The sequence below is a fragment of the Rhodococcus sp. F64268 genome (assembly GCF_023015605.1).
Taxonomy (GTDB): domain Bacteria; phylum Actinomycetota; class Actinomycetes; order Mycobacteriales; family Mycobacteriaceae; genus Rhodococcus.
Window position 1 is genome coordinate 940564 of record NZ_JALKAI010000004.1, and the last position, 21074, is coordinate 961637.

The 21074-nt window shown below is 64.9% G+C and carries 22 protein-coding genes; 8 read left to right on the forward strand and 14 right to left on the reverse strand.

The genetic code is table 11. The features are described from left to right. Positions 1-43: 43 nt before the first annotated feature. Together MWU77_RS14815 and MWU77_RS14820 are read right to left on the reverse strand one after the other, a co-directional pair. The gene (locus MWU77_RS14815) at positions 44-1315 is read right to left on the reverse strand and encodes an amidohydrolase family protein (RefSeq protein ID WP_247274085.1); all 1272 of its coding nucleotides are present in this window, start codon (positions 1313-1315) and stop codon (positions 44-46) included. Between the two features lie 8 nt (positions 1316-1323). Further along, complete coding sequence (locus MWU77_RS14820) at positions 1324-2670, reverse strand: cytochrome P450 (protein ID WP_169690963.1); 1347 nt, start codon at positions 2668-2670, stop codon at positions 1324-1326. A gap of 211 nt (positions 2671-2881) precedes the next feature. Between MWU77_RS14820 and MWU77_RS14825 the strand changes: the two genes are divergently transcribed. Then, complete coding sequence (locus MWU77_RS14825; protein WP_247274086.1) at positions 2882-3817, forward strand: zinc-binding dehydrogenase; 936 nt, start codon at positions 2882-2884, stop codon at positions 3815-3817. Positions 3818-3872: 55 nt separating this feature from the next. On the opposite strand, the gene MWU77_RS14830 is transcribed toward MWU77_RS14825, so the two are convergent. Continuing rightward, positions 3873-4622, reverse strand: coding sequence for an SDR family NAD(P)-dependent oxidoreductase (locus MWU77_RS14830; protein WP_247274087.1), 750 nt, complete (start codon positions 4620-4622; stop codon positions 3873-3875). Then, positions 4619-5386, reverse strand: coding sequence for an SDR family oxidoreductase (locus MWU77_RS14835; RefSeq protein ID WP_247274088.1), 768 nt, complete (start codon positions 5384-5386; stop codon positions 4619-4621). Before MWU77_RS14835 ends, MWU77_RS14830 begins: the two co-directional genes overlap by 4 nt. 53 nt (positions 5387-5439) lie before the next feature. Between MWU77_RS14835 and MWU77_RS14840 the strand changes: the two genes are divergently transcribed. Genes MWU77_RS14840 through MWU77_RS14850 form a run of 3 tightly spaced genes read left to right on the forward strand, consistent with a single transcriptional unit; the run spans position 5440 to position 8909 of the window. Beyond that, positions 5440-6876: a class I adenylate-forming enzyme family protein gene (locus MWU77_RS14840; RefSeq protein ID WP_247274089.1), complete on the forward strand. Its 1437-nt coding sequence runs from the start codon at positions 5440-5442 to the stop codon at positions 6874-6876. Then, positions 6869-8008, forward strand: a complete 1140-nt coding sequence (locus tag MWU77_RS14845) for a thiolase family protein (protein ID WP_247274090.1) — start codon at positions 6869-6871, stop codon at positions 8006-8008. Before MWU77_RS14840 ends, MWU77_RS14845 begins: the two co-directional genes overlap by 8 nt. A gap of 40 nt (positions 8009-8048) precedes the next feature. Further along, positions 8049-8909 (forward strand): GTP-binding protein, encoded by an 861-nt coding sequence (locus tag MWU77_RS14850; protein ID WP_247274091.1) that lies wholly within the window; start codon positions 8049-8051, stop codon positions 8907-8909. A gap of 27 nt (positions 8910-8936) precedes the next feature. On the opposite strand, the gene MWU77_RS14855 is transcribed toward MWU77_RS14850, so the two are convergent. From MWU77_RS14855 to MWU77_RS14865, 3 genes are read right to left on the reverse strand one after another with little or no spacing between them, the layout of a single operon-like run. Beyond that, on the reverse strand, positions 8937-9974 hold the full coding sequence (locus tag MWU77_RS14855) for a dihydrodipicolinate reductase (protein ID WP_247274092.1): 1038 nt from the start codon (positions 9972-9974) through the stop codon (positions 8937-8939). A 1-nt stretch (position 9975) separates the two neighbouring features. Continuing rightward, positions 9976-10818 carry an acyl-CoA thioesterase domain-containing protein gene (locus MWU77_RS14860; protein ID WP_169690971.1) on the reverse strand — a complete coding sequence of 281 codons (843 nt, stop codon included), beginning with the start codon at positions 10816-10818 and terminating at the stop codon, positions 9976-9978. 46 nt (positions 10819-10864) lie between these two features. Then, positions 10865-11515 (reverse strand): TetR/AcrR family transcriptional regulator, encoded by a 651-nt coding sequence (locus MWU77_RS14865; RefSeq protein ID WP_247274093.1) that lies wholly within the window; start codon positions 11513-11515, stop codon positions 10865-10867. Positions 11516-11694: 179 nt separating this feature from the next. Here MWU77_RS14865 and MWU77_RS14870 point away from each other — a divergent pair, with 179 nt between their 5' ends. From MWU77_RS14870 to MWU77_RS14880, 3 genes are read left to right on the forward strand one after another with little or no spacing between them, the layout of a single operon-like run. Further along, positions 11695-12693: an acyl-CoA dehydrogenase family protein gene (locus tag MWU77_RS14870; protein ID WP_169690972.1), complete on the forward strand. Its 999-nt coding sequence runs from the start codon at positions 11695-11697 to the stop codon at positions 12691-12693. Beyond that, the gene (locus MWU77_RS14875) at positions 12677-13852 is read left to right on the forward strand and encodes an acyl-CoA dehydrogenase family protein (RefSeq protein ID WP_169690973.1); all 1176 of its coding nucleotides are present in this window, start codon (positions 12677-12679) and stop codon (positions 13850-13852) included. The genes MWU77_RS14870 and MWU77_RS14875 overlap by 17 nt, the downstream gene beginning before the upstream one ends. A gap of 10 nt (positions 13853-13862) precedes the next feature. Further along, positions 13863-14648, forward strand: a complete 786-nt coding sequence (locus tag MWU77_RS14880) for an enoyl-CoA hydratase (RefSeq protein ID WP_247274094.1) — start codon at positions 13863-13865, stop codon at positions 14646-14648. Positions 14649-14707: 59 nt separating this feature from the next. On the opposite strand, the gene MWU77_RS14885 is transcribed toward MWU77_RS14880, so the two are convergent. The 3 genes from MWU77_RS14885 to MWU77_RS14895 are packed head-to-tail and all read right to left on the reverse strand — an operon-like array spanning position 14708 to position 16623. Beyond that, positions 14708-15028: a DUF4286 family protein gene (locus MWU77_RS14885; RefSeq protein WP_169690975.1), complete on the reverse strand. Its 321-nt coding sequence runs from the start codon at positions 15026-15028 to the stop codon at positions 14708-14710. A 25-nt stretch (positions 15029-15053) separates the two neighbouring features. After that, positions 15054-15815 carry an SDR family oxidoreductase gene (locus tag MWU77_RS14890; RefSeq protein WP_169690976.1) on the reverse strand — a complete coding sequence of 254 codons (762 nt, stop codon included), beginning with the start codon at positions 15813-15815 and terminating at the stop codon, positions 15054-15056. A 40-nt stretch (positions 15816-15855) separates the two neighbouring features. Next, positions 15856-16623 carry an SDR family NAD(P)-dependent oxidoreductase gene (locus tag MWU77_RS14895; RefSeq protein WP_169690977.1) on the reverse strand — a complete coding sequence of 256 codons (768 nt, stop codon included), beginning with the start codon at positions 16621-16623 and terminating at the stop codon, positions 15856-15858. A gap of 168 nt (positions 16624-16791) precedes the next feature. Here MWU77_RS14895 and MWU77_RS14900 point away from each other — a divergent pair, with 168 nt between their 5' ends. Next, positions 16792-17241, forward strand: a complete 450-nt coding sequence (locus tag MWU77_RS14900; protein WP_169690978.1) for a nuclear transport factor 2 family protein — start codon at positions 16792-16794, stop codon at positions 17239-17241. A gap of 67 nt (positions 17242-17308) precedes the next feature. Here MWU77_RS14900 and MWU77_RS14905 read toward each other — a convergent pair whose 3' ends face one another. From MWU77_RS14905 to MWU77_RS14920, 4 genes are all read right to left on the reverse strand, one after another. Next, positions 17309-18043 (reverse strand): acyl-CoA dehydrogenase family protein, encoded by a 735-nt coding sequence (locus tag MWU77_RS14905; RefSeq protein WP_169690989.1) that lies wholly within the window; start codon positions 18041-18043, stop codon positions 17309-17311. A 71-nt stretch (positions 18044-18114) separates the two neighbouring features. Further along, complete coding sequence (locus MWU77_RS14910) at positions 18115-19323, reverse strand: acyl-CoA dehydrogenase family protein (protein WP_247274095.1); 1209 nt, start codon at positions 19321-19323, stop codon at positions 18115-18117. Next, a complete protein-coding gene (locus tag MWU77_RS14915) occupies positions 19320-19733 on the reverse strand; it encodes a nuclear transport factor 2 family protein (RefSeq protein ID WP_169690980.1) in 414 nt (137 codons plus the stop codon). The genes MWU77_RS14910 and MWU77_RS14915 overlap by 4 nt, the downstream gene beginning before the upstream one ends. Continuing rightward, positions 19720-20931, reverse strand: a complete 1212-nt coding sequence (locus tag MWU77_RS14920; RefSeq protein WP_169690981.1) for an amidohydrolase family protein — start codon at positions 20929-20931, stop codon at positions 19720-19722. The genes MWU77_RS14915 and MWU77_RS14920 overlap by 14 nt, the downstream gene beginning before the upstream one ends. Between the last annotated feature and the right edge of the window lie 143 nt (positions 20932-21074).

Consider the following 21074-nt stretch of genomic DNA (forward strand, 5'->3'; position numbering starts at 1 on the left):
CGCTCCCGAACTCCCCGGAGTCCGGACGCGCCGTCGTATCGGCCTACGAGTGAGCGAGTTCGTAACGCCGACGGTATTCCTGCTTGGACGTCTCGCTGACGTCCACGTCCTTCGCACGGGCACGCAGGGCACCGACGGTGGCCTGCTCACGCGGTGTGTGCTCGAACGGATCCCAACCGAAGAACCGCGCGGCGTTCTCGAAGGTGACCTTGTCGATCTCCTCGTCGGTGAGCTCGGCCGCGACGAACTCCTCCATCAGCATCTCCGGCGACCGAGGCCAGGTCGAATCCGAATGGGGGTAGTCGCATTCCCAGGCGATGGTGTCGATACCGAGACGCTCGCGGTTGTTCAGGCCGCTCGGTTCGGTGATGTAGCAGGCGAGGAAGTTGTTCTTCCACACGTCGGTGGGCGACATACCTTTCGGCAGGAAGCTCGCGCCGGTCCAGGACTGGTTGACGATGTGGCGTTCGAGGCGGTCGAGCCAGGGTGCGACCCAGCCGACGCCGCCTTCGCTCATGGCGACCTTGAGGTCGGGGAACTTCTGGAATGCGCCGCTGAGCATCATGTCGGTCGCGGCGATCGTCGAGATCAGCGGGGTGAGGACCAACATGTCGTCGAGGTTGAACGCCTCTGGTCGTTTGACCAGGCCCATGCCGCCGCCGATGTGCAGGCTGAGCACGATGTTGTGCTCGACGCAGGCCTTGAAGATCGGGTCCCAGTATCCGGATTTGAAGTCGGGGTAGCCGTCGCCGACGCCGTAGGGGGTTTCCGGGATGGAGATGGAGCGGCAGCCCATGGCGGCGAGGCGGTGGATCTCCGTGACGGATTCGTCGACGTCGTAGAACGGGATGATGCCGAGGGGGATGAAGCGTCCGGGGTGGGTGTCGGGGACTTCGCCGACGACCCAGTCGTTGAAGGCCTTCAGCGCTGCGAGGGAGAGCTTCTTGTCGGGCAGGGTGGCGAGGTGGGTGCCTGCGAAGCCGGGGAAGGTGGCGAACAGTGTGGCGGCGAGGGTGCCGTTGGCGTCCATGTCGCGCACGCGCATGTCCATGTCGTAGACGCCGGGTCGCATTTCGGCGTAGCCGGTGGGGTCCATGCCCCATTCTTCTTTGGGCCAGGAGACGACGGCGTTGAGGCCGGAGCTACCGACGACGCTGCCCTGGAACTGCCATGCCTGAACTTCGGGGTTGCGGGGGTTAGCGGTGAGTTTAGGAGCCTGGTCCATGAGACTCTTCGGGAAATGCTTCTCGAACAGATCTGCCGGCTCGACCACGTGATCGTCGATGCTGACCATCACCATATCGTCCAGATTCATCGAATTCCTCACTGTCGCACCGCTACCGGAGCGGCAAGTTCTTGTTCGTCGATCATGAGCTGAAGGGCGGCCAGAGTCTCGTCGAGTCCGGCTCCGATGCGCGGGCCAGGAGTGAAGGTCGCCGGGAGCTGTCGCATTCCCTGAATGACACCGATGGAGTCGTAGTGCACCGCGCCTTCCGGATCGCAGTGGAAATCCGGCATCCGATCGAGCACCGCCACGAGCATTCGCTTGAACACAGTTCGCGCCAGGTTGGATCCTATGCAGCGGTGGACGCCCAGACCGAAACTGAAGTGCCTGTTGCCCTTGCGTTCGAGGTCGACCGTGTTGGGGTCGGTGAACAGTGCGGGGTCGCGGTTGGCCATGGCCCAGGAAAGCCACACACGCTCGCCCTCTTTCGCTTCGATGCCGTCGATCTCCATGTCCGCGGAGAAAGTGCGGCCGTCGCCCGCGGACGGGCAGAAGAAGCGTAGGAACTCCTCGGTGGCCGAATCGAGCAGCGTGTCGCGCTCGGTGCTGAGAGTTTCGCGCTGATCGGGATTCTGCGACAACCATTCGAGTGCGTGGGAGGTGAGCGCTGTCGTCGTATCGAAGCCGCCGCCGATGAGCAGGCTGAGGACCCCGAGAAGTTCTGCGTCGTCGGGCTGCTCGCCATCGACGGTGGCCTTGGCGATCGCGTCGACCATGCCCGGGCGGGGATTCTCTCGAATTTCGTGAAGGCTGGAGAGCAGATCCAGCCCCATGCGCCGGTGCAGTTCCGCGACCCGGGTGACGTCGGGTGAATCCGGGGGCGTGTACATCGCCGCATGCACGGGTTCGCAGTACACGTCCCATTTGGCGACCGGGATACCCAGCATCGCGAGTGTGATCACCGCAGGGACGATGTTGACGAGGTCGTCGATGAAATCGATCTGCCCGGTCTCGATCTTCTCGTCCAAGCAAGCGCGGATCACTTCGTCGATGACGGGAACCCATTTCTTGACCGCGGCGGGCGACAAGTACGGATTGAGGACCGCGCGGAACTCGCGATGCTCGGGGTCGTCCATTTCGAGGATCCCGCCGCGTACGCCGGACGCCCTGACCGCAGACGGGATCATGATCCCCTTGTATCCGCGGCGAACTCCCTTGACATCGTGATCATTCGAGATGTCCGCGGAGCGGGCGAGAGCGAATACTTGGTCACCTCCGGAAGCAACCCAGTGGCCGCCGTGGGTGTCGGACCACGCGAACGGGCAAGTGGACTGTAATTCCTCGGTGATGTCCTGGAACTTGTCGCGATAGTCGGGTGCGTGCCTGTCGAACTGAAACACGGGTTGCCTGCGCCCGACCTCGGATACAGCGTCATCAACACTCATGGCTCTGCTCTCTGCTGTCTGTGGTGGGGAACGTGGAAGTCAGATCACGCCTGACCGAACAGCCCCCGTCACGTACTCTGCAATTCAAGAATGTCCTTCCGAATGTGGAGAACCATAATCTCGAGCGGGTGATTCTGCAAGGTTCCAGCACGGTGTCGACGTTCGATTTCCAAGGCCGGCGGCTGTCCGGTCTGCGACGAAGGGAAGCAACATGAAGGCATGGCAGTTCGAAGGAACCGGGAAGCCGATCTCACTGAACGAGGTGCCGGAACCGGAACCGGGGCACGGCGAGGTCGTCATCGATGTCAAGGCTGCCGGGCTGTGTCACAGCGACATCATGTACATGGAGGTCGGCGAGGCGAGTATGCCGTTCCTGCCCATGACTCAGGGCCACGAGAACGCAGGGGTCATCAGCGCCCTCGGCGACGGAGTCGACGGTTGGGCACTCGGTGACATCGTCGGTGTCTGTACGTCCGGCTTCCGTCCGCCGGCCGGAATGTTCACCCCCGGCGGCATGGCCGACAAGTTCCTCGCCGACGCCCGCGACCTTGCGCGCGTACCCAAGGGGCTCGACCTGTCGCTGGCGGCGCTCGCCACCGATGCGGGTATGACCTCGTACCACGCGATCATCAAGGTGGGCGGAGCCACGGCCGGGATGAAGGTCGGCGTCATCGGATACGGGGGGCTCGGGCAGTTCGGCACGCGCGCAGCAGTTCTCGCGGGTGCCGAGGTGCATGTCGCGGAGACGAAAGAATCCGTGTGGGGTCTCGCCCGAGCGGCCGGGGTGGTCGACGTCGTGCGCGATGCGTCGGAGTGGGCCGGCCAGGGGTTCGACCTCGTGGTCGACTACGCGGGCTTCGACACAACCGGTAGGGCGCTCGAGGCCATCAAGCGCGGCGGCAAGGTTGTCCAGGTCGGTTTGGGAAGGCCGACATTCACGGTGAATACTCCGACGATGCTCGGCAGGACACTTGTGGGCTCCTTGGGTGGAACGGTGCAGGACATCGAAGAGGTCTACGAACTGCTGCTCGCCCGGGAGATCGAACCCGAGTACACCGAGATCGGTTTCGACGAGATCGGCGAGGGGCTGGAACGCCTGCGCCGCAACGAGGTCACGGGACGACTGGTCGCGCGCTTCGGGGACTGACCGGTGACGAATGAGGGCCGATCATCCCACGGATGACCGGCCCTCATTCGACGAACTACTGCTGCGGTATCAGCGTTTCCGAGCGCTGAATGGTGCCTGTGATACCGGACGCGTCCTGCTGTCCGAGCAGAACGGCTGCGGCACCCATCGTTTCCGGCGGCTCGATCGCCTCGGGTGGAATCTTCTGCCCGCCACCGCCGGCAAGCCACCCTTCGGTGAGCACGACACGCGACGGCGACAAGCAGTTCACCGCGATGTTGTCGGACGACAGGTCGGACGCGAGACCCGTGTAGAGGCGTTCGACGCCGGCCTTCGACACCCAGTAGGCGTTCGATCCACGGTCGATCATGGTGACGCCGGTGGTGGTCACCGCGATCATCGACCCGCCGCCCCGCGCACGGATGTGCGGGATGGCGGCCTTGGTCACGTTGAACACGCCGGTCAAGTTCACGTCGAGACAGAGTTGCCACCGCTTGAGCGGTGTCGATTCGATCGGACCCATCCACAGGACACCCGCGTTGGCGACGAGGATGTCCAGGCCGCCGAATTCGCCGACCGTGGTGGTGATGGCGGCGTCGACGGAGGCCTCGTCCGCGACATTGCACTGGACCGGGAGCGCCTTTCCTCCGGAAGACTTGATCTTCTCGGCGACCGCACCGATGGTGCCCGGGATCTTGCCTTCCTGTTCGGTCCGTGCGGCAACGGCCACCGCAGCCCCCGCATCAGCGAGGGCGACGGCGATCGCGGCCCCGATCCCGCGGCTGGCGCCCGCGACGAATGCGACCTTTCCGTCGAGGGGCCTCACTTCGGCGGGAACCTCAGCGCGCCGTCGAGACGGATGGTCTCGCCGTTGAGGTAGTCGTTCTCGACGATCGACGCAACCAGTGTCGCGTACTCGGCCGGGCGGCCCATGCGCTTGGGATGCGGGATCTGCGGGCCCCAGTACGCCTCGAGCTGATCGCCCGCCTTGCCGTACGCGGGGGTGAGGATGGTGCCGGGGGCGATCGTGTTGACGCGGATTCCCAACGGCGACAGGTCACGCGCAGCGACGAGCGTCATACCGAGGATGCCGCCCTTGGCTGCCGCGTAGGGGAGCTGCCCGATCTGACCTTCGTAGCCGGCGATCGACGCGGTCTGCACGATGACGCCGCGCGAGCCCTCGTCATTGAACGGGTCCTGCTTGGCGATGGCCGCCGCGGCCAGTCGCATGACGTTGAACGACGAGGTCAAGTACGACTGGATGGTCTTGGTGAAGCCTTCGAGCGACATGGGGCTGCCGTCCTTGCCGACGAGACGGCCGCCGCCTGCGGGACCGCCGTGGCAGTCCACCGACACGCGCAGCGGTCCGAGCGACTCGGCTTCGGCGATGGCTGCGAGGACCGACTCCTCGCTACCTGCGTCGGTGTTGACGTAGCGCACGCCCAGCTCGTCTTCGAGAGCTTTGCCCGCTTCGTCGTTGACGTCTGCGACGACAACCTTGGCTCCACCCTCATGGAGGCGGCGAACGGTGGCCTGCCCGAGGCCTCCGGTGCCTCCGACGACGATGGCTGAGATACCTGAGATCTGCATTCCGATTTCCCTTCTTGCAACTAAAGCTCTCGTGCTGCGAGAATAATGTTCTCATGAACCTAAGCATGATTCTAGAAATGGTGGCAAACAACGGCGAGCGCGCAGTTGCGACCGTCGGCGATCGCTCGTTGACCGCCACGGACCTCGACACACACGCGCGACACCTCGCTGCCCGAGTGCGTGGCAGCTCCGCGGTGCTCTACCTGGGGACGAATCACCTCGCCTACCCGGTGGCACTGTTCGGCGCGGCACTCGCGGGGGTGCCGTTCGTCCCGCTCAACTACCGCCTCGGCGATCAGCAACTGTCGGCGCTGATCGATCGGCATCCCGGCGCGACGATCCTGCGCCAGGACGATCTCGACGCGCTGCTCGACCATGCACCGGACGACGCAGATCAGGCCGAACTCGAACCACAGTGGGACGGCGACGCGATTGCCGCGATCATCTACACCAGCGGCACGACGTCGGATCCCAAGCCCGCCGTCCTACGTCACCGGCATGTCATCGCGTACGTCCTCAACACGATGGAGTTCGCATCCGCAGAGGAAAGCGATGCGTCACTGGTGTCGGTGCCGCCCTACCACATCGCGGGTCTGACGAACCTCATCTCCAACCTCTACAGCGGCCGCAGGATCGTGTACCTGTCCGCGTTCGAACCGGCCACCTGGCTCGAGACCGTGCGGCGAGAGGAAGTCGTCCACGCGATGCTCGTGCCGACGATGCTGGCCCGGATCGTCGCCCATCTCGGAAGTGAAGACGCGAACGTCCCGACGCTCGCGACCCTCGCCTACGGCGGGTCCCGCACTCCGCGACCCGTCCTCGAGCATGCGCTGCGCGCCTTCCCCACCACCGGATTCGTCAACGCGTACGGCCTCACCGAAACGGCCTCCTCGGTTGCGGTCCTCGGACCGGACGACCATCGCGAGGCGATCTCCTCCGACGACCCGGCCGTGCGCGACCGGCTCGGTTCGGTCGGCAGGCCCCTGCCGGGCATCGAGATCGAGATCCGGACCGAGAGCGACGAACCGGTTGCCACCGGCGAGACCGGGCTGATCTTCGTGCGCGGTGAGCAGATCTCCGGCGAATACGGTGGACGCAGCGTGCTCGACGCCGAAGGGTGGTTCTCCACCCGCGACCTCGGGCACCTCGATGCCGACGGCTACGTGTATGTCGAGGGCCGCTCCGACGACACGATCATCCGCGGCGGCGAGAACATCGCTCCCGCCGAGATCGAGGACGTCCTGCTGGCCCATCCCGCGATCGTCGAAGCCGCCGTGATCGGTGTGTCCGACGCCGAATGGGGACAGCGCATCGTGGCGGTCCTCGTCGGCGACGCCGACCCGGACGAGGTGCGACAGTGGGTCAAGGACCGGTTGCGCTCGTCGAAGACCCCCGACACCATCGTCTTCCGACACGAACTCCCGAAGACCGAAACCGGAAAGCTTCTGCGCCGCACCCTACTCGCCGAACTGGAGAACCAAAATGCCTGAAGCCGTCATCGTTTCCGCGCTGCGGACGCCCGTCGGGACCGCCCGTAAGGGTACGCTCCGCGACACCACCGCCTTCGATCTCGCCGACCACATCGTCACTGCGGCAGCGAAAGGCCACGACGCGGCCGACATCGACGACGTCATCCTCGGTGAGGGCCTGTACGGCGGCGGCGTGATCGCCCGCCACGCTGCGATCACAGCCGGCCTGACCACTGTGCCGGGCATGGCCACCAACCGCCACTGTGCCGCGAGCCTGGCCGCAGTGCAGAACGCGGCGGCGAGCATCATGGCAGGCATGGACCGGCTCGTGATCGCCGGTGGCGTCAACTCGGCCTCCACGTCCCCGCAGTCACTCATGCGCAACGGCGAGAACTGGGAGCCGTGGCTGTCGCCGACCCACCCGAATCGGGAGGACGCACCCAACAAGGACATGTCCATCACCGTCGGCTGGAACGCCGCAGTGAAGGCCGGCGTGTCGCGTGAAGAGATGGACGCCTGGGCCCTGCGCTCCCACCAGGTCGCGATCAAGGCCATCGACGAGGGCAAGTTCGTCGACGAGATCGTCCCGATCGAGACCCCGCACGGCCTGTTCTCCGTCGACGAGCACCCGCGTCGCGACACCAGCATGGAAAAGCTGTCGTCGCTGAAGGTGCTGCACCCGGAGATCGAAGGATTCAGCATCACAGCGGGCAACGCCAGCGGTGGCAACGATGCCGCGGCCGCCCTGACGATCGCGAGCAGCGACCTGGGTCTTCCTGCGCTCGGTACCGTCAAGGCGTGGGCCTCCACCGGCATCGATCCCGCGCTCACCGGGCTCTCGCCCGTGGATGCGATCCCGAAGGCGCTGGCCCGTGCCGGTATGTCGATCGCCGACGTCGATCTGTTCGAGATCAACGAGGCGTTCGCGGCGCAGTGTGTCGCCGTGATCAAGATGCTCGAACTCGACGCAGATCGCGTGAACGTGCACGGCAGCGGATGCTCACTCGGGCATCCTGTCGCCGCAACCGGTGCGCGCATGCTCACCACACTCGTCCACGAACTGCGTCGTCGTGGCGGTGGCGTCGGTGTGGCCTCGATGTGCGCGGGCGGAGGAATCGGCTCGGCAGTGGTGATCGAGGTGCCTGCGCCGTGACACCCGGATTTCCGACACTTCAGCCGAACTCGGGCGCGGCGTGAACGTCGTCGAACTCGTCGAAGCGGCTCGTCGCGGCTCACCGCGCGCGACGGGCCGCTTGCTCACGTTGGTCGAAGGGGATCGCCGCGACGAGGTTCTCGAAGTGATCGAGGCTGCACCGGTACGGGTCGTCGGGATCACCGGGCCGCCGGGCGCCGGGAAGTCGACGACGGTCGGCGTGCTCACCGGCGGGTACCGCGCGCGGGGCTTCCGTGTCGCGGTGCTCGCCGTCGATCCTTCCTCGCCGTACAGCGGGGGAGCTCTGCTCGGCGACCGCATCCGGATGGCCGCGCACGTCAACGATCCGGATGTGTTGATCCGGTCGGTGGCATCGCGCGGTCATCTCGGGGGCCTGGCCGCGGTGGTACCGGCGGCGATCACCCTGCTCGGTGCGCTGTCCTACGACGTGATTCTGCTCGAGACAGTGGGGGTCGGCCAGTCGGAGGTCGAGATCGCCGCGGTCGCCGACCCGACCGTCGTCATTCTCAATCCCGGTGCGGGAGATGCTGTTCAGGCCGCGAAGGCGGGTCTGCTCGAAGTGGCCGACATCCTCGTCGTCAACAAGGCCGATCGGGACGGCGCCGATGCGACGGTGCGCGACCTTCGTGTCGAAACCGGTATGACGATCCTCAAGCTGATCGCGTCGACGGGCGAAGGCGTGGACAAGTTGATCGACGCCATCGAGGCGTACCAGCGCGCCGATACACCGGAACGCCGCGCCGCGCGTGCTCGTGCCCAAATCCTGTCGCTCGCCACGACGCGGCTGCGCACCCACCCGGACCTCGATGGACTCGCCGCTGCCGTCGCGGACGGGCGCAGCGACCCGTACACCGCCGCCGCCGGCCTGCTCGGTCAGTAGAACCGGGCGGCAGGCGGCGGTCGGAGGTCAGTTCAGGACCGGCACGATCAGCGGAAGATCGAGACTGGTGCGAATTCCGGGTGTTGCAGCATGCACCGCGTGTACGGCGTTGACCGCGCGGTTCGCGGTGTAGTTCGGGGCCGTCTCGCTCATCCGCTCGAGTGGAATCGGGAAGCGCATCTCGATGTCGAGCGGGGCGTCCCCGTCGATCGAGACGTGCCATCCGGTCGCGTGCATGTTCCAGTCGACATCGATATCGGTGGTGCAGTACCACGTGGGCCTGAAACGCATCAGCTCCCGGCCGTCGCGAATACCGGAGATCGTGATGCGCTGTGCTGCTACCGTTCCCGCGGGAATTGTGCCCGCCGCGATCGTGACGTCACTCCGGGCGACAGTCAATTCTCCACTGGCTTCGACGGAGTCGAACGGCAGGCCGAGTGCGTCGGCGAGTACCTGGAGCGACGGCCCGAAATTGGCCTTCACATGGTCGAGACGCGCTTGCGCGAAATCGGCCGGTTGCTGACCGAAGCCCATGACCTCGAAGAGGATGCCGGGTGAATCCCGCTGAGACAGGTCGGCGTACTCGTCGATGGCGAGATGGTCGAGCTTACGCTGGATCGACGCCAGAACCAGTGGCACTGCCTCGCTGATGAATCCGGGGCTGCTCCCCGTGCTGTGGACGGAGGTGCCGCCAGTAGCGCACGCCGCTTCGACGGCGTCGCGGATCGCGGCGGGCATGCTCGGTGGGTGGTGGAACTCGCCTCGGGTGGTGACGATGTTCGTGCCTGAGGCGAGGATCCGGCAGACTTCGTCCAGATCGAACTGCAGCGGCATGTAGAGGACGCAATCCGCACCGAGATCGATGATCTCGTCGAGGCTGCGGGTTGCCTTCACCCCTGTGACATCTCGATCACACAGGGCGCCGGCGTCCAGGCCTTCCTTGGCGTCGCTGTGGACATACAACCCGGCCAGCGTGAGCTCGGGATGGTCGATCACCGCCCGGAGTGCGCGGGTGCCGATGTTTCCGGTGGCCCACTGGACGACGCGTAATTGCTTCTGGGGCATGTCAGACCACCTCGGTGGGGAGCCGCAGGAGTGCTTCCTGGGCGAAGGAGGCGACCAGGTCGCCCTGCTCGGTGAAGACATCGCCGCGGCCGAAGCAGCGCCCGTTGGCGATGAGAGGGCTCCTGTGGCGCAGCAGAAGCCAGTCCTCGGTGCGGAACGGCCGGTGGAACCAGAGATTGTGGGAGGTCACCGCGGAGGTGAAGGCCGTGCCGTTCCCGGTCTGGCAGTAGCCGTCGACGGCGAGAAGTGCGGTACCGATGAGGTGGAGATCGGTCGCATACGAGGTGAGCGCGGGCGCCAGTGCTTCGTCCACGGCGGGCGTGCGCATCCACATGTCGAATTCTGGTGCGGCAGTTCCGAGATCGTTGAGATCCGAGGACGCGCGGGTCTCCCAGGGTATGAGGGAGAAGTCGACCCGGCTCTCCTCGGGGAGCAGCGACGGGACGGGAGGGAAGGACTGCCGTTCGGGGCCATTTTCCGGGGCATGCATCGATACCGATGCGGTGGCCAGCACGCCCTTGGTCTGGCGCGCGACGATGGTCAGGGTGCCGAACGTCCGGCCTTCGTGTTGGGGGGTCACCTCGTAGCGGACCGGTTCGTCGGCGCGGCCTTCTCGGGCGAACACCGTGTGCAGCGACTTGACGGCCTTCTCCGGGCACGTCAGTTGAGCTGCTCGGACGAACTGTCCGAGGAGTTGCCCACCGAAGAGTCGGTGGTACTCGAGGCGCTGGTTTGCGCCTTCGAGAACCACATTGCCGGCTCTGGCGTCAGTGGGATCGGGGGCCGAATCGGCTGCCGGAGTGAGGTCGAGACACGTCAGGAGGTCATTCCAAAGCTCGGTCACATGCCGAGTGTAAATGACCCGCTCTCAAATGAGAACAGCATTCTTCTTACTTGGTAGCGAACCCATGCGAGCAGAATGTCCATACTTCGTCGGCGGTGATCGGGCGTGCGGTGGCGTCGGCGTCGCCGCTGGACTGGGCGATGAACATCACGGTCTGCATGGTCATTGCTGCGGCGCGTCGCGCGTTGAAATCGCCGCGCAACTGGCCCGATGCCGCGACCTTCTCCATCAGTTCGGTGAACAATGCCAGCATGGACGCGTGTGCCACCTTGACCTCGGCCGGGTGCGTGAGCAGTAGCTGAGGGGCGAAATCGGTGAACAGGGGGCGCTGCGCGACGGGGTCGGGGCGCGACGATTCGAACAGCAGCTCGACTGCCACGCGAAGCTGATCCATCGGGTCGTCCTCGCCGGCCGCGGCCGCGCGGATCTGATCGGCCGAACGGCCGAGGGCGTCCTCGAACAGCGCGAGCAGCAGCTCGTGCTTGCCGTCGAACTGCAGGTAGAAACTACGCAGTGACTGCTTCGAGCGATCGACGACCTCCTGCACGGTGAAGTCGGTACTGCCCTTCTCGGTGATGATGGCCTGGGCGGCGTCGAGGAAGCGCTGCACGCGTTGCTCGGCCCGTAGCTTCGCGGTGCGGATGGACCGCTCGACGGCGCGCTGCTTCCATGCGGGTTCTTCGCTCGGGCCGGTCACTGCGCGCACTGCTCGTCGTTGCGTGAGGCAAACATGTGAGCACTGTACCGGAGAATGTGTTCGTATCCGCAAGGTTACCCGAGAGTCAGATGCGCCGAATGAGACCATTACTTTCTCGTATTGAGAATGATATTCTCATCCTGCTGTGCACCGCAGCTCTGTCAGAGAGGTATGTCGGAATGCTTTTCGAGTTCGACTCCGATCAGCGACTGTGGCAGGACACCGTCCGTGACGTCACGGCGAAGGAATGTCCGTCCACGCTGATCCGCAATATCGTCGACAACGGCGCAGATCCAGGGCCGCTGTGGAAAGTCTTCGTGGGGCTCGGTTGGACCGAGCTCACGGATCCCGAAGCTGCTGTCGAACTCGGGATCGTCCTGGAGGAATTGGGACGGGCTACGGACCCCACGCCCTATCTCGCGACGATGACGCAATTCGCGCAGCTCGCGCCCGGTGTGGCCGAGCCCGACCAAACCGGTGCCGCGGTATACAGCGGTGTCCGTGCGCATCGCGACGCCGACGGCTGGGTGCTCCACGGCACGGCCGCGCAGGTCCTCGACGGGGATCGCGCCGACCTTCTGGCAGTGGTCACCGACGCGGGCGTCTTCGTCGTCACCTCCGACAAGGTCACCGCGACCCGCAGCCCGGTGTTCGACCCCGCCCTGCACATCGCGGAGGTTCGATTCGAGCACGTTCGGGTCGAGGGCGATCCGCGTTCCGACGTCGATCCTGCCCTGGCCCGCCACATGGCGCTCGCAGGGCTCGCGCTCACGACTGTCGGTGCGTGCCAACGGGTTCTCGACCTCGCGCTCGACCATGTGAAGAACCGGCAGCAGTTCGGCGTGGCGATCGGATCGTTCCAGGCCGTCCAGCACAAGGCCACCGACATGCACATCGCGATCGAACGCGCCCGCGCACTGGCGTACTTCGCGGCGCTCACCATCGCCGAGGACGACCCGCGCAGGAACCTTGCCGCGTCGATGGCCAAGGCTGCAGCCGGTGAATGCCAATCGCTCGTCTTCCGTCACGGATTGCAGTTGTTCGGCGCCATGGGCTTCACCTGGGAGAACGATCTGCAGTTCGCGCTCAAACGTGCCCGCGCCTGTGAGCATCTGCTCGGTGGCGCTGCCGAACATCGGGCACTGATCACCGAGGAGTACCGTGCAACTCTCGTATGACGACGACGTCGAGGCGTTCCGCGCCGAATTCGTGGCCTTCCTCGAAGCGAATCTGCCCGACGAGGCGGACGCCACAGAACGATCCACCTCGAGCGCAGACATGCCCGAATGGGCACGCCGCTGGCAGCGACTCCAGTTCGACAACGGCTGGCTGCTTCCGGGGAATCCGCCTGAATTCGGTGGCCGCAATGCGACATTGATCCAGCAGGCCGTTCATCTCGAAGAGCTGTCCAAGCGCCGGATCTACCATAGCTTCAACCCTCAGGGGCTCGGCATCATTGCGGCGTCCATCCTCTCGTTCGGTACCGAGGAGCAGAAGCAGAAGTGGGCCGCGCGCATCCTGCGCGCGGAGATCACCGCAGCACTGGGAATGAGCGAACCCGGTGCAGGCTCCGACCTTGCAGGTCTTCGCACGCGTGCCGTGCTCGACGGCGACCACTTCGTCGTCAACGGACAGAAGGTATGGACTTCCGGCGCGCACCACGCCGATGTGCTCCTCACCTTCGTTCGCACCGATCCGAATGCGCCCAAGCACAAGGGCATCAGCGTGCTGCTGATCCCCACCGACACACCGGGTGTGGTCCGGCGTCCGTTCGCGTCCATCGCCGACAAGGACGATCGCGACTTCAACGAGGTGTTCTTCGAGGACGTCCGGGTTCCGGCGGAAAACCTAATCGGCGAGATCAACCAGGGCTGGAGTGTCGCCAACGGCTCGCTCGGGCACGAACGCACCCTCCTGTGGCTCAGCTTCGCAGACCGATTGGAAGATCTCGTCGTGGACTTCGAGCCGCGCACGGTCATCGATCGCGACCGGTACGCGACGCTGGTGATGGACCTGCAGGCGCTGCGTCTGCTCGGATCTGCGGCCCTGGCACGCGAGTCACGTGGCGAGCAGGATGTCGCCTCCCTCTCGGTACTGAAACTGCTCGGATCCGAAGCCATTCAGCGTTCGGCCGAGCACGCACTCGATGCCGAAGGAGCTGAAGGGCTCGTGCACCCGGCATCGACCGCGCCGTATACGCCATGGAACCTCGACAACTTCTCGTCGAGTTGGTTCGAACGCTTCGCTCGCAGTTTCGCAGGCACCATCGCGGGCGGGACCTCCGAGATCCAAAGGAACATCGTCGCCCAGCGAGTGCTCGGGCTACCACGCGGCTGAGGAGCGCAACTTGTACATTCTCTACGAGGTAGCGGACAGGATCGCCACGATCACGTTGAACCGGCCGGATGCTGCGAATGCTCAGAACGCAGCTCTGCTCGACGAACTCGACGCAGCGTGGGTTCGTGCGGGCGACGACCCGGATGTGTCGGTGATCGTGTTGCGCGCGGAGGGCAAGCACTTCTCCGCGGGGCACGACATGACCGGCGGTGGGGGCCCGGTGCCCGACAAGATCACTCTCGACATGATCTACACCACCGAATCCCGTCGTTATCTCGAGTACTCGATGCGTTGGCGCAACATCCCCAAGCCTTCGATCGCTGCGGTGCAGGGGCGCTGTATCGCCGGCGGTCTGCTGCTGTGCTGGCCGTGCGACCTGATCATCGCGGCCGAGGATGCGAAGTTCTCCGATCCGGTGGTCATGATGGGTATCGGTGGCGTCGAGTACCACGGTCACACTTGGGAACTCGGTCCGCGCAAGGCCAAGGAGATCCTGTTCACCGGCAGGCCGGTCACAGCAGAAGAGGCCGAGAAGACCGGCATGGTCAACAAGGTCGTGCCACGTGACCAGCTCGATACCGAGACGCGAGCACTCGCCGAACAGATCGCGAAGATGCCGCCCTTCGGTCTGCGCCAGGCCAAACGTGCGGTCAATCAGACACTCGACGTCCAGGGTTTCTATGCGGCCATCCAGTCGGTGTTCGATGTGCACCAGACCGGCCACGGCAACGCCCTGAGCGTCGGTGGATGGCCGGTATTGATGAAGCTCGACGAGATGAAGCAGAACATCGAGTAGAGCAAATCGATTCGGGCGCCTCCGCGAAGTGCGGAGGCGCCCGAATCAGATTGGGATGCTTACGGTTTGACGTATTCCGAGTACACGCTCATGATGCGCATCTTCGGGACAGGACCGAAGCTCAGGGAATCCGACATATCGAACTGCTTCGCGGCTGCCTTGGCGTGCACATTGTGCAGCGCCTTCTCCGGGTCACCCTCGATCTCGTAGAGGGTGACGAACGAGCCCCCGGCAGCGTCGGCCGGGGCCAGGCGGGTGGCCTTGAGGAAGCCGTCACATGCAACGACCTCACGGATGTGCGTCGACTCGTACCATTCGTTGAACTCGTCGACCCGTTCCGGATGGGACGGGTACGCCTCGACCATCAGGTAATGCTTCATGCTTCGCCTTTCATGTGTGGATGGGTCAGACTCGAACGATCCAGCCGCCGTCGATGTTCAAGGTGTGGCCTGTCACCCAGTCGCTGCCGGACGAAACCAGATACAGCAGACCCGGAATCAGCTCCTCGGGTTCACCGAAGGGGAACGGGATCGCGTGCTTGACCATCTCCTTCAGTTCGGGCGGCGATGCGATGTCGCCGGCTTCGGTGTTCACCATGCCCGGCGCGATGGCGTTGACGCGGATCCCGAACGGCGCGAGTTCCCGTGAGAGGGACACCGTCATGCTCACCAGGCCGAGCTTGGTGATGCCGTAGGCCTGGGCGGCCATGAATGCGCCGCTGGACGATTGGTTGACGATCTTTCCGTAGCCGCGCTCTTTCATGTACGGGACCACCGCACGGGTGCACAGGAGCGGGCCGGTGAGATTGACCGCAAGCGTATTGGTCCACAGGTCCAACGACATGGAGGTGAGACCGCCCTTGCCGACGACCTCTGCCATCAGACCTGCGTTGTTGACGAGAATATCGACGGATCCGAACTCTGCGGCAGCCGCGGCGGCCATGTCCGACGTGCTCTTCTCGTCCCTCACATCGACCCGGACGGCGAGCGCCCGATATCCGTCGGCCTTCAGTTCGTCGGCGGTCGCGGTCGCGGTGTCGAGGTCGATGTCGGCAACGACCACTGCGGCGCCCGCCTCGGCGAGACCACGCGAGTAGGTGCGGCCGATCCCGCCGCCCGCTCCTGTGACGATGGCGACCTTGTCTGCGAGTTGCTTCGAATCCGTCATGGGATCCTTTCTCGAAATGTGTGGGTGGGTTACCGCCGGTTCAGACCTTCTTGGTGACTCCGCCGTCCACGCGGATGATGGCCCCGGTGGTGAAACTCGAAGCATCACTGGCGAGATGCAGCGCGAGCGGAGCCACTTCTTCGGGTCGGCCCATACGCCCCAGCGGGACGAACGGTGCTTCTTCGCCTTCCGGCGGGGCCCATGCCTTCGAAAGGTCGGTCCTGAACGGTCCGGGCAGGATCGCATTGACACGGACGGTGGGTGCGTACGCGTCTGCAAGACCGACCGTCAGGGCATTGAGGCCCGATTTGGCGCACGCGTAGGGGAGTTCGCGCACGCTCGCAGTCAGCGAGCCCGCCGTACCGACGTTGATGATCGACCCGCCGCCGTTGGCGGCCATGTGAGCACCTGCGCGAACGGCAAGGCGGAACGGTCCTTTGAGGTTGACGTTGAGGGTCTTGTCGTAGAGCTCCTCGGTGATCGATTCGAGATTCTCGTACAGCGGTGACATTCCGGCGTTGTTGACCAGGATGTCGAGGCGCCCGAAGTGCTCGAGGGCGCGGTCGACCAGTGCGTCGCAGTCGTCCCAGTTCCCCACATGGCAGGCGACGGCCAGCGCGCGACGCCCGGTCGACGCCTCGATTTCCTTCGCGGCGAGCTCGCAGCCGTCGAGCTTGCGGGACGCTATGACCACGTCGGCCCCTGCCTCGGCGAGTATCTGGGCGATTGCGCGGCCGATTCCCCGTGAGCCACCGGTGACGATGGCGGTCTTTCCCGTGAGGTTGTGCAGTGAATCCAATGGCGTCATGCACCGATTGTGACGCAGAATCTGGAATTTGGAAAGAAGATTCTTACAACCAAGAATATGATTTCGGTATGGGAGAGTAGTGATCGGAGCGGGTGGACACCCAGAGCCGGCCGCCTGCCCGGTGATGGGAAAATGCGACAGATCGACATCGAGAAGCAAAGGACAACAATGACATTGCAGCAACTCCAGGACCGGCTCGACATCGCCGACCTGCTGTACAAGTACGCGACCTCGGTCGACACGAAGAACTGGGAAGCGCTGGCGTCGGTCTTCACCGACGACGCAGCTCTCGACTACACGTCCGTCGGCTACCCGGCAGGCGCACGCGACCAGGTGATCGCCATGCTGAGCCGCGCACTCGACCAGTGCCCCATGACCCAGCACTTCGTCACCAACATCGCGATCACGTTCGTCGATGACGACACCGCTGCGGTCTCGGCGATGTTCTACAACCCGATGCAGCTGCCGGGCGTCGACGGCCTGACGTACTGCGGCGGCAACTACCACCACGAAGTCGTGCGCACAGTCGACGGATGGAAGAGCCGCAAGGCCGTGGAGGAGAACCTCTGGTTCTCGAACCACCCCGATCCCTCCAAGAACGGCGCGGCAGCGTCGTAGTCGATCTCGGGGATGTACGAGTAGAGGCCACCGTCGTTGACGGTGGCCCCTACTGGTCAGGTGATTGCTACAGGTTGGCGACGCGCGGAGCGGACCCCGACGCGCGGATGGCCGCACCTGCTTCTCGTGTCAATTCCTTTGAGCTGCCCAGCAACCCGTCGAGAAACAATCCGCGGCGGATATGGCGATGCAGATCGTGTTCGTCGGTGAACCCGATACCGCCGAGCACCTGCTGACAGTGCCGCGCGGCGGTCACCGCCGCCTTGCCTGCGGCGGCCTTGGCCAAAAGCGAGCTGAACTCGTCGTCCGCGACGAGGAGCGCCGCTTCGGCCCCCTCGATTGCCACGAACGTCTCGGCGAGTTTGTGCCGCACCGCCTGGAAGCCGGAGATGGGCTTACCGAACTGCGTGCGATCGAGCGCATGAGTACGGGCGAGGTCGAGCATGGTGCGGCTCGTGCCCACCAGCCACCACCCGAGCGCGCGGCGACCCGCAGCGACCGGTACCGGATTCCCGGACTCGACCACCTCGACGGTGAGCTCCTTGTCGAGAACCTCGGTGCTCCGCTCGGTGCGGTGCCACACCAGCCACGAACCCCCCGCGTACGGGAGCGGCACCGTACCTCCGGGTTCGGCGCCGGCCTCGGCCAGGATCACGTCGTTGATCACCGGTGCGTGCGCGCCGGTCTCGCCCAGCAACCGGAACACCAGGGGGATTGCGACATCAGGCATCTCGCTGAGCATGTCGTGCCAGCCGAGTTCGACGAGCGCCGAGTCGAGTGCGACACCCGAGGCGGCCTCCATGGTCTTGCGAAGCGCGTCCTCGAGGAGTGCCAGTTCCGAATCGATCGCCGGTGCAGTGCTGTTCGTGGTCTTCACTCTTTCCCCAGTTGCAATAGACGGCGAGCGATGATGTTGCGCTGGATTTCCGCGGTACCACCGTAGATCGACGCGGCCCGCGAATACAGGAACTCGGTCCGCAGTTCGGTGTCGAACAGTTCGATCCTTCCCGGAATCAGATCCCGCGCGGTGTCGAACAGTTGCTGCTCGGCGGTCGCGAGCAGAACCTTGTCGACGGAGGTCTCCGGACCCAACGGCAGCCCGGCCTGGAGGCGCTTCTGCGTGCCGTACGAACGGCTCCGCACCGTGTGCAACGCAAGGTAGGCGTCGCCGAGTTCGCGATCGTCGGCGGGATCCGAGACAGCAGCGACCTGATCGAGACGAGTGAACAGATACGCGATCCGGTGCCAGAAACACGACGAGCGCTCGTGCGGGAGCAGATCCATCGCGAGTTTCCAGCCGTCTCCGGGATTACCCAGCATCCGATCGGCAGGTACCACGACATCGTCGAAGTAGACCTCGCAGAACTCCTCGCGGTCGTGCATCGTCGTCAGCGGCCGGACGGTGATGCCAGGGGTGTCCATGTCGAGGAAGAAGGCGGTGATGCCGTCGTGCCCGGGGCCCGTGCGGGTGAGGAGAACACAACGGGTCGCGAACTGCGCCAGAGAGGTCCATACCTTCTGGCCGTTGATCACCCACTGATCGCCACGCTGTTCGGCGCGGGTGGACAGCGACGCGAGGTCGCTGCCCGAGCCGGGCTCGGAGAAGCCCTGGCACCACTGCTCGCTGCCGTCGAGCAGACGCGGCACCATTTCGGCCGCCAGTTCAGGACTTGCGTACTTGATCATGGTGGGGGCGAGCACCTCGATCATCGAGTAGATGCCCGGCTCGGCGAGGTCGCGTGTGGCGACCTCCTCGCCGAGTACGGCCCGCAGCATCGCGGGCCCGCCGAGTCCTCCGACCTCCTTCGGCCATCCGTATCGCATCCAACCGGCGTCGTAGAGAGCGCGCCGGACCCGACCCAGCTGTTCGACCTGCTTGTCGAACGTGAGGTCGGGTCCGGGCGTGAGATCGTTCTCGTCGAGCCAGACGCGTACCGCTGTTCTGAACTCTCCTACACTCCCCGTCGCTTCGCTCGCCCCGGTGACACTCCCCGTCGCTTCGCTCGCCCCGGTGACACTCCCCGTCGCTTCGCTCGCCCCGGTGACACTCCCCGTCGCTTCGCTCGCCCCGGTGACGCTCATGCCGTCGGTGCCTCGAAGGCGTGCGGGATTCCCGAGTCGTGCTCGCCGCTGCGGCGGATGAATGTCATCTTGCGTGTCTTCAAGCGCCACCCCGCCTCGGTACGGACGTAGGTGTCGTTGTAGTAGCCGATCCGCATGTCGTGCGCGGAATGCTCGACGAAGCACAGCGGTTGTGTGCCGGTAGCGGTGTCGCCGTCGAGCTCGATCATCGAAGTGCCCACGAGAAACAGGCCTCTGGGTGCCGCAGCTGCCAGCTGGGGGAACTGGTCGAGAGTGAACACGTCGCCGAAAGCGCTGTAGGTGCCGTCAGGAGTGAACACGTCGACGATACCGTCGAACTCGCCCTTGGTCATGACCACGGCATAGCGTGCGAGGAGCTGGTTGATCTCTACGAGGTCACTTGTTGACATAGACCTTTCCGCCTTTCATCACGAACCGCACATCCTGGGTGACGGTGATGTCCTCGGTGGGATCGCCCGGTACCGCGATGATGTCGGCGAGCAGGCCTTCGGCCAGACGGCCGCGGTCGTCGACGCCGATCAGTTCGGCTGCATTGATCGTCGCGGCCTGGATGACCGCCAATGGGGGGAGACCTCGGTCGACGAGCGCCACGATCTCGTCGGCGTTCTTTCCGTGGGGGATCGCCGGCGCGTCGGTGCCGACGGCGATCTTGACACCGGCCTTGTACGCCGCGAGCACGGAAGTGCGCGCCTTCGGGAACATCTCGGCTGCCTTCGCCTGAAGCTCAGGCGGTGCATGAGAGGTGTCCATCGCGTCGGCCAAACGTGTCGTGGGAACCAGCCACGTGCCGTTCTCGACCATCTGGTCGATCGCGTCGTCGTCGATGAGGAAGCCGTGCTCGATGCAGTCGATGCCTGCGGCCACCGCGTGACGCACGGCATCAGCGCCGTGGGTGTGGGACGCGACCTTCATGCCGCGACGATGTGCCTCGTCGACGATCGCGCGCAGTTCTTCGTCGGAATAGTGCTGGGCACCTGCCGATCCCGTCATCGACATCACGCCACCCGAGACACATACCTTGATGAGCTGAGCGCCGTGCTTGATCTGGTATCGGACGGCCTTGCGAACTTCGTCGACACCGTTGGCGATACCTTCCTCGATGGTCAGATCGAGGACACCGGGCGCAAAGGCCGCGAACATCGTCGGATCCAGATGACCACCGGTCGGGGTGATCGCGTGACCCGCGGGGACGATGCGGGGACCGTCGACCCATCCGGCGTCGATCGCCTTGCCGAGAGCGACGTCGAGCAGATAGCCGCCGGTCTTGACGAACAGCCCCAGATTTCGGACCGTTGTGAAGCCCGCACGCAGCGTGCGGCGGGAATTGCCCACCGCACGCAGCATGCGTATCGGAGGATCGTCCTGAACGGTGGAGTAGACGGGCTTTTCGCCGCGCCCACCCATGAGCAGGTTCACCTCCATATCCATCAAACCCGGCATGAGGATCTGATCACCGAGATCGATCACCTCGCCGCGGGGTTCGCCGCCGACGCCCGCAATATGTTCGCCATCGATGTGGATGATGCCCGGCCGGATGATCTCGCCGGTCTCGACATCGAGGAGTCCGGCTGCCTTGAGCGTCAGCATGCGGTTACACCACCGGTTCTTTGGTGATTTCGGCCCAGGCGGCGCCGCTGTCGGGGACGCGGGGCTGTTTCCAGACTTCGATGGGGAAGGAGACCATGACCAGCGATTGCATCAGGTGCATGAGGGTGCGGGCGTCGTCGGGC